This is a genomic window from Sporosarcina sp. P26b (genome assembly GCF_002743245.1).
Classification (GTDB): domain Bacteria; phylum Bacillota; class Bacilli; order Bacillales_A; family Planococcaceae; genus Sporosarcina; species Sporosarcina ureae_C.
The window spans coordinates 1-7,155 of the sequence record NZ_PDYW01000046.1; the positions used below are offsets into that span (position 1 = coordinate 1).

The 7,155-nt window shown below is 43.7% G+C and carries 8 protein-coding genes; all 8 read left to right on the plus strand.

Features of this window, described 5'->3' with window-relative positions:
- The first annotated feature begins 114 nt into the window (after positions 1 to 114).
- The 8 genes from CSV69_RS16720 (at position 115) to lysS (ending at position 6,785) form a co-directional block, all read left to right on the plus strand.
- The gene (locus CSV69_RS16720) at positions 115 to 360 is read left to right on the plus strand and encodes a hypothetical protein (protein ID WP_143560851.1); all 246 of its coding nucleotides are present in this window, start codon (positions 115 to 117) and stop codon (positions 358 to 360) included.
- Between the two features lie 83 nt (positions 361 to 443).
- Entirely contained in the window at positions 444 to 1,085 is a 642-nt protein-coding gene (locus tag CSV69_RS16155) for a peroxiredoxin family protein (RefSeq protein ID WP_099625971.1), read from the plus strand.
- A 26-nt stretch (positions 1,086 to 1,111) separates the two neighbouring features.
- Positions 1,112 to 2,542: an anthranilate synthase component I family protein gene (locus CSV69_RS16160; RefSeq protein WP_099693973.1), complete on the plus strand. Its 1,431-nt coding sequence runs from the start codon at positions 1,112 to 1,114 to the stop codon at positions 2,540 to 2,542.
- Positions 2,539 to 3,393, plus strand: a complete 855-nt coding sequence (pabC, locus tag CSV69_RS16165; protein ID WP_099693974.1) for an aminodeoxychorismate lyase — start codon at positions 2,539 to 2,541, stop codon at positions 3,391 to 3,393. The genes CSV69_RS16160 and pabC overlap by 4 nt, the downstream gene beginning before the upstream one ends.
- Positions 3,393 to 4,244, plus strand: coding sequence for a dihydropteroate synthase (gene folP, locus CSV69_RS16170; protein WP_085427779.1), 852 nt, complete (start codon positions 3,393 to 3,395; stop codon positions 4,242 to 4,244). The genes pabC and folP overlap by 1 nt, the downstream gene beginning before the upstream one ends.
- Before the next feature lie 21 nt (positions 4,245 to 4,265).
- A complete protein-coding gene (gene folB, locus CSV69_RS16175) occupies positions 4,266 to 4,634 on the plus strand; it encodes a dihydroneopterin aldolase (RefSeq protein WP_085427780.1) in 369 nt (122 codons plus the stop codon).
- Positions 4,631 to 5,140 (plus strand): 2-amino-4-hydroxy-6-hydroxymethyldihydropteridine diphosphokinase, encoded by a 510-nt coding sequence (gene folK, locus CSV69_RS16180; RefSeq protein ID WP_085427781.1) that lies wholly within the window; start codon positions 4,631 to 4,633, stop codon positions 5,138 to 5,140. Before folB ends, folK begins: the two co-directional genes overlap by 4 nt.
- 154 nt (positions 5,141 to 5,294) lie before the next feature.
- Entirely contained in the window at positions 5,295 to 6,785 is a 1,491-nt protein-coding gene (gene lysS / locus CSV69_RS16185; protein ID WP_085427782.1) for a lysine--tRNA ligase, read from the plus strand.
- Positions 6,786 to 7,155 lie beyond the last annotated feature (370 nt).

Below are 7,155 nucleotides of genomic sequence, written 5' to 3' on the forward strand. Positions count from 1 at the left end.
GTCAGGTTGTGGTTTATAGTAGATGAAACCAGTGACCTGGTAGTATTCGTTCCTTATTCTTGCAAAAGAAGAATCAGAACTGCTCTACACACTATCTAACGTAGGCGGCTGCACGTGGTAGGCGTAGTAATGAGACAGCCAGGCGCACTTCCTGTCTGGCTCATTGCGGAAGCCATTCACCACCGCCGAAGTGGGTCCAATGCACGCCCCACTTACATTGCCAGTCAAACCGCTACCTTTGCCAAAACAAGGAAGAGAAAACGTCTCGCAAAACAACAAACTACTGCCGCATCTTACTTATCTATTCCAAACAAAACTCATTCCCAACCCGCTTTGCACGATACATTTGACCGTAGATAAACTTCAAACTTTTATCAGCGCACTGAAATCTGTATAATTAAGACGAACCAAGCAAGCTATACATAGAACAGAGGAGGCTCACTGTGAAAAAAAAGTGGAGCATAATTATTTCAGTTTTAGTTGTCGTCATCATGGGATTCATTATATTCATGTTGAACAAAGAAATTAAAGAAGAAACTTCTGGTATTCCGGGTTATGAAGATGCCGGAATAGATAAATTACCGAAAGACGAGCGTGAACGTCTGCCGCAAGATTGGCAAACCACTACCGAACCTGACAAGCCAGGCCTCGATAAAGGGGATGTAGCACCTGACTTTGAACTAACCACACTTGATGGGGATACGGTAAAGTTATCCGACTACCAGGGTAAAACAGTTATGTTAAACTTCTGGGCATCGTGGTGTCCACCATGTCGTTCGGAAATGCCGCATATGGATAGCTACTACACCGACAATAAAGAAACCGACAATATGGAAATACTCGCAGTCAACATGACAAAGACTGAAAAGAATAAAGTCGAAAGTGCGAAGGAATTCGTGGATGAATATAAATTGTCGTTCCCGATTTTATTAGATAAGGATAGCGAAGTCATGAAAATGTATCAGATCAAAGTCTACCCGACTTCGTATATCATCAATGAAGAAGGCGTCATCACAGATAAATTAATGTTGCCGCTTGATGACAAGATGATCAAACAGTTAATAGAGGAAAGTAAAGCAGAGTGAACATTAGAAATGCAGGGGGAACTAGCATGAATACAGTAGCTTATCAGACGGCTTCAATGACAAAAGATGAATTCTTTTACGCCTATCGTCAACTTGCGACAGAAGTGGAACGACATGTTTTATTAGAAAGTGGTCGTGGTGGAGAGATGTGCGTGGCGGGACTTGATCCGCTTGTGACATTTCAGGCAATCGAAACAGGGCTACGCTTGGAGTGGCGTGATGGCAAAGAAGAAATATTAACAGGAGAAGATCCGCTAGTCCTGCTAAATGATTTTATGACGCAATATGAGCTGGAGTACCAGAATGAGTTACCCGCCTACCAAGGTGGTCCTATCGGGATGATCAGTTATGATTATGTCAGACGCTATGAGACGCTGCCGGTTCTTGCGAAAGATGATCTGGTAACACCTGATGTATTCTTTTATCTATTCGATCAATGGGCCGTGCTTGACATAGAAAATGAGAAAGTCTATTTTATGGCATTGCCTCAGAAGCAGCACAGCTTGGATGATATGGTGAATGAATGGACGGAAGCATCACAAATAGGCTTGATCAATCGTCAGTTTACACCTGGACAAGCGACGGATGTTGACGTCACAGAGGATAATTTGCAAGTTTCCGTAACAGGAGAGCAGTTTGAACAGATGGTCCGTGATGTACAGCAATTTATCGAGCAGGGAGATGTTGTACAAGTGAATCTGTCTGTACGTCAGTCAAAACCACTCGAAGCGCCATCTTTATTGATGTATGAAGCGCTGCGTTCGTTCAACCCCTCTCCTTATATGGCTTATATGGCGGCGCCGGATTTTGAAGTAGTCTCCGGTTCACCTGAGTTATTGTTAAAAAAACGTGGAACTGAATTGAGCACTCGTCCAATCGGTGGTACGCGCAAACGCGGTTTGACGGAAACAGAAGACCTCGCTTTGCAGGAAGAATTGGTATCGAATACGAAGGAGAAAGGTGAGCACAAGATGCTTGTCGATCTCGAATGTGCAGACTTTGAAGGAATCTGTCAAGAAGGCACAGTAGAAGTTGATGAATTCATGGTCGTTGAAAAGTACTCACATGTCATGCATTTGGTATCAAATGTACGGGGTACGGCAGCTTCTGAAGATCTTGCGCCCATCATGCACGGAGTTTTCCCTGGTGGTTCAATTACGGGAGATCCTAAACTGCGTACGATGGAAATCATTGAAGAATTGGAGCCGACACGCAGAGGTCTCTACACAGGATCAATGGGATGGATTGGTTTTAATGAAGATTTGGAGCTAAATATCACAATTCGTACGGCATTTATTCAAGCAGGTGTCGTGCATATTCAAGCGGGTGCTGGTCTAGTACCAGATTCAGATCCTGCTTCAGAATATGAAGAGTCTTTGAATAAAGCGAAAGCGCTGTGGCAGGCGAAAAAAATGGCTGAGCTAGTCACTCGTCAAGAAAGTGGGCACTCACATTGATTTGCTGGATGAACGGGGAGCAAGTACATGCAGATGAACTACGCATTTCCCCTTTCGATCATGGATTTCTTTACGGATTAGGGTTTTTCGAAACCTTCCGTACGTACGGTGGGGAAGTATTTCTTTATGATTCGCATATGATTCGATTGCGGTCAGCTTTGATTGACTACCATATAGAGATGCCGTATAGCGATGAAGAAATTCTGATGGCGATTCATTCTTTATATAAAGAGAATGGCTGCGAGGATGGTTATTACCGATTAAACGTGTCGGCGGGTGTGCATGATATCGGGTTAGCCCCTACTCAATACAAACAACCAAATGTACTGATCTTTCAAAAGGCACTTCATCTACCGGCTGTACATACAGAAAAAGATGGTGTCTGGCTTGCCACGACGCGCAATGAACCTGAAAGTGTTGTTCGTCATAAGTCTCATCAGTATGCAAATAATGTAAAAGGACGTCTCGAATTGCCTTCATTGAGAGAAACAGAAGGCTTATTCGTTACATCTGACGGATATGTAGCAGAAGGCATTACATCGAATATATTTTGGGTAAAAGAAGGCGAGTTGTATACACCTTCATTAGAGACAGGAATTTTACCGGGTACGACACGGGCCTTTGTAATGGAGACCGCGGGAGTAGTTGGATTGGCTGTTCATGAAGGGTTATACATGCCTGGTGAACTCGAATCGGCGGAAGAAGTATTCATTACCAATGCGATTCAGGAACTAGTTCCAATTCGCCGAGTAGGAGAAACGAGGTTTTCTGGCAAAGAAGGACCGGTCTATCAACAATTACATGCCGGTTACCAACAAGCCGTCAACCGAATGAAAGTGAGTGACCAGTAATGGAACTATCAAAAGCACGTGCCTCTTATCAACTGGGAGAAACGACGATTAATTTTATGGAAGAAACAATCATCATGGGGATACTGAACGTCACACCGGATTCGTTTTCGGATGGTGGGAAATTTGGCAAGCAAAACCCAGCGCTTGAACACGCACGAAGCATGCTCATGGATGGAGCGAAAATCATTGATGTCGGTGGTGAGTCTACCCGTCCGGGGCACACTCCTGTTTCGGTAGAAGAGGAGATAGCGCGGGTTGTGCCGATCATTGAATTACTCACTCGAGAACTCGGCTGTGTAATATCGATTGACACGTCAAAAGCAGCTGTTGCGGAAGCCGCGGTTAAGGCGGGCGCGAGTATAATTAATGACGTGTGGGGAGCAAAGCGTGAACCAGCCATTGCAGAAGTAGCGGCGCGATATGGCATACCGATCATCTTGATGCATAACCGCGAAGATCGTGATTATCAGCTACCGTTCATGGAGGCAGTTATAGAAGATTTGCAAGAGAGTATCGAGATTGCGAAACGAGCAGGAGTTAGTGAAGAGATGATTTGGCTAGATCCAGGTATCGGCTTTGCGAAAGATCTTGAACAGAATATACTAGCGATGCAAGGACTATCTTCGATTGCGGATCTTGGATATCCTGTTTTACTTGGTACGTCCCGTAAAGGCATGATTGGGAAAGTACTCGATTTGCCTGTGGATGAGCGAGTTGAAGGTACAGGCGCCACGGTTTGCTACGGTATTGAGCACGGTGGACATATTATGCGAGTTCACGATGTAAAGGAAATCTCGCGGATGGTCAAGATGATGGATGTACTGACGAAGAAAGCAGCATACACTGGGTAAGCGATAAAATGGAGGGGTTTCATGGATTATATTCATTTGAATGATATGGAGTTTTACGGTTACCACGGCGCATTGCCTGAAGAGAATAAACTCGGACAGCGCTTTCGTCTGACAGTTTCATTGGCAACAGATCTTGCCGAAGCTGGACAAACTGATGATTTATCGAAAACAATGAACTATGCGGAAGTGTATGAGATGTGCAAGAACATTGTGGAAGGAGAAGCAGTTCATTTGATCGAAACGGTGGCGGAAACAGTGGCGGGTACGATTATGACAGACTTTGCGGAAAAGGTGAATGGTGTGCGCGTCCTACTTATAAAGCCGGATCCACCGATTCGAGGGCATTACTCATCCGTTTCCGTGGAAATCACGAGGGGGCGTTTCACTTGAATAACGCCTACTTGTCACTCGGGTCGAATATAGGTAATCGCCTCGAGCATTTACAGCAAGCTGTGGAGTTGTTAAATGAAAATCCTTCTATTAAGGCGTTAAAAGTTTCTTCAGTGTACGAAACTGAGCCTGTCGGATTAACAGAACAAGCGAAGTTTTTGAATATCGTAGTGAATCTAGAGACTACATTAGAAGCAACAGAATTATTGAGTGCGTGTCAATCCATTGAAAACAAGCTTGGTAGAATGCGTAAAATCCGTTGGGGTCCACGGACGGTAGACTTGGATATCTTGCTTTATAATGAAGAGCACATTCAACTGGAGCATCTGATTATTCCACATATCCGTATGCAAGAGCGCGCCTTTGTTCTCGTTCCACTAGTCGAAATTAACCCGGAAGTAAAGAATCCTATAACGGGAAGGCTCTACAATGAAGAGCCTGCGATAAAGGAAGACGGAGTGAATCTTTGGAAAAAGATTGTGCGAATTGAGGAGTTTCTACAATAAGATTGAACGAACTGTCCTATAACGTGGCAGTTTTTCTATACAAACACACGAGATAACTGTTTGTCCTTTTGTTAGGCCTGGAATTTGTGTACAATAGTTGCAGACGACCATTCCCGTGAAGAGGGATAGTCAAAGTATGAAGGAGTGAAAGGTAATGTCCAATATGGATGAAATGAATGATCAGCTTTTGGTGAGACGCCAGAAGATGAAAGATATACGCGAAGGTGGTTTGGATCCTTTCGGTCAGCGTTTTGAACGAACACACCTAACAAGTGAAATCCGCTCTACATATGAAGAACAATCAAAAGAAGAGCTGGAAGAGAACGAGCATGAAGTAACAATTGCCGGCCGTATCATGACGAAGCGTGGTAAAGGTAAGGCAGGATTTGCGCATATCCAAGATCTTGGAGGTCAAATCCAGATTTACGTGCGTCAAGACGCTATTGGTGAAGATGCTTATAAGCTATTCACTTTTGCGGATCTTGGAGACATTGTCGGCGTACAAGGCGTTATCTTCAAAACAAAAGTAGGAGAACTCTCTATTAAAGCGACGAAGTTTACGTTCTTGACGAAAGCATTACGTCCGTTACCTGAGAAGTTCCATGGCTTACAAGATGTAGAACAGCGCTATCGCCAACGCTACCTAGACTTGATTTCGACTGAAGGCAGCAAAGAAACATTCATTATGCGTAGTCGTATCATTCAATCCATGCGTCATTATTTAGATGGACAAGGTTTCCTTGAAGTAGAAACACCTATGCTTCACTCGATTGCAGGAGGAGCAGCAGCTCGCCCATTCGTTACACATCACAATACACTTGATATGACACTATACATGCGAATTGCTATTGAACTACATCTAAAGCGCCTAATCGTTGGAGGTCTAGAGAAAGTATATGAGATCGGACGCGTATTCCGTAATGAAGGAATGTCCACTCGCCACAACCCCGAATTCACAATGATTGAGTTGTACGAAGCCTATGCAGATTACAACGACATCATGGAATTGACTGAGAACCTTGTGGCACATATCGCGCAAGAAGTGCTCGGTACAACGACAATCCAATACGGTGACGATCAAATCGAATTAGCACCACGTTGGAAACGACTGCACATGGCAGACGCAGTTAAAGACTTTACGGGTGTTGACTTCTGGCAGCAATTGACGAAAGAACAAGCACATGAATTAGCAAAAGAGCATAACGTTCAAGTAACTCCTTCTATGGAAGTAGGTCATGTACTGAATGAATTCTTCGAACAAAAAGTAGAAGAAGAACTTGTGCAGCCGACATTCATCTACGGACATCCTGTAGAGGTATCACCTCTTGCGAAGAAGAACCCGGAAGATCCACGCTACACGGATCGCTTCGAGCTATTCATCGTCCGTCGTGAACACGCGAACGCCTTTACGGAATTAAATGATCCAATCGATCAGCGCGAACGCTTTGAGTCGCAACTTGTTGAGAAGGAACAAGGAAACGACGAAGCGCATGAAATGGACGAAGATTTCATTACAGCATTAGAATACGGACTACCGCCTACAGGTGGTCTAGGTATCGGAATCGATCGTCTCGTCATGTTGTTGACGAACTCTCAATCAATCCGTGACGTACTATTATTCCCTCAAATGCGTCCTAAAGACTGATACGACAGCTCCAATAGCTATATTGGAGCTGTTTTTTTCTGTCTAAAATCAAGCGTTTATATAGAATGTAAAAGAAAAGCAAAAAGAATTGATAAAAACAGTTGCGCTTTTTGAAAACAGGTGGTATATTTATAAAGTTGCTTTTGCAGTTAGCGACTTAGCGAAAAACACAACGAAAAAGTTTTTAACTAAAGTGTTGACAACATAACAACGAGATGTTAATATAAGAAAGTTGACTCTTACGAGAGACCAACCTTATGAACCTTGAAAACTGAACAGCAAAACGTTAACGAAATACAGTTTGTGCCTGGCTTGCCAGTGACACAAACAAAATGAGTATCTTAATTGATGCCAGCAAATGAAACTCGAG

What these genes read in the sequence shown, in the direction of transcription:
- folB (WP_085427780.1), top strand. Translation starts at nt 4,266, where the DNA reads ATGGATTATATTCATTTGAATGATATGGAGTTTTACGGTTACCACGGC.
- folP (WP_085427779.1), top strand. Translation starts at nt 3,393, where the DNA reads ATGGAACTATCAAAAGCACGTGCCTCTTATCAACTGGGAGAAACGACG.
- lysS (WP_085427782.1), top strand. Translation starts at nt 5,295, where the DNA reads ATGTCCAATATGGATGAAATGAATGATCAGCTTTTGGTGAGACGCCAG.
- CSV69_RS16160 (WP_099693973.1), top strand. Translation starts at nt 1,112, where the DNA reads ATGAATACAGTAGCTTATCAGACGGCTTCAATGACAAAAGATGAATTC.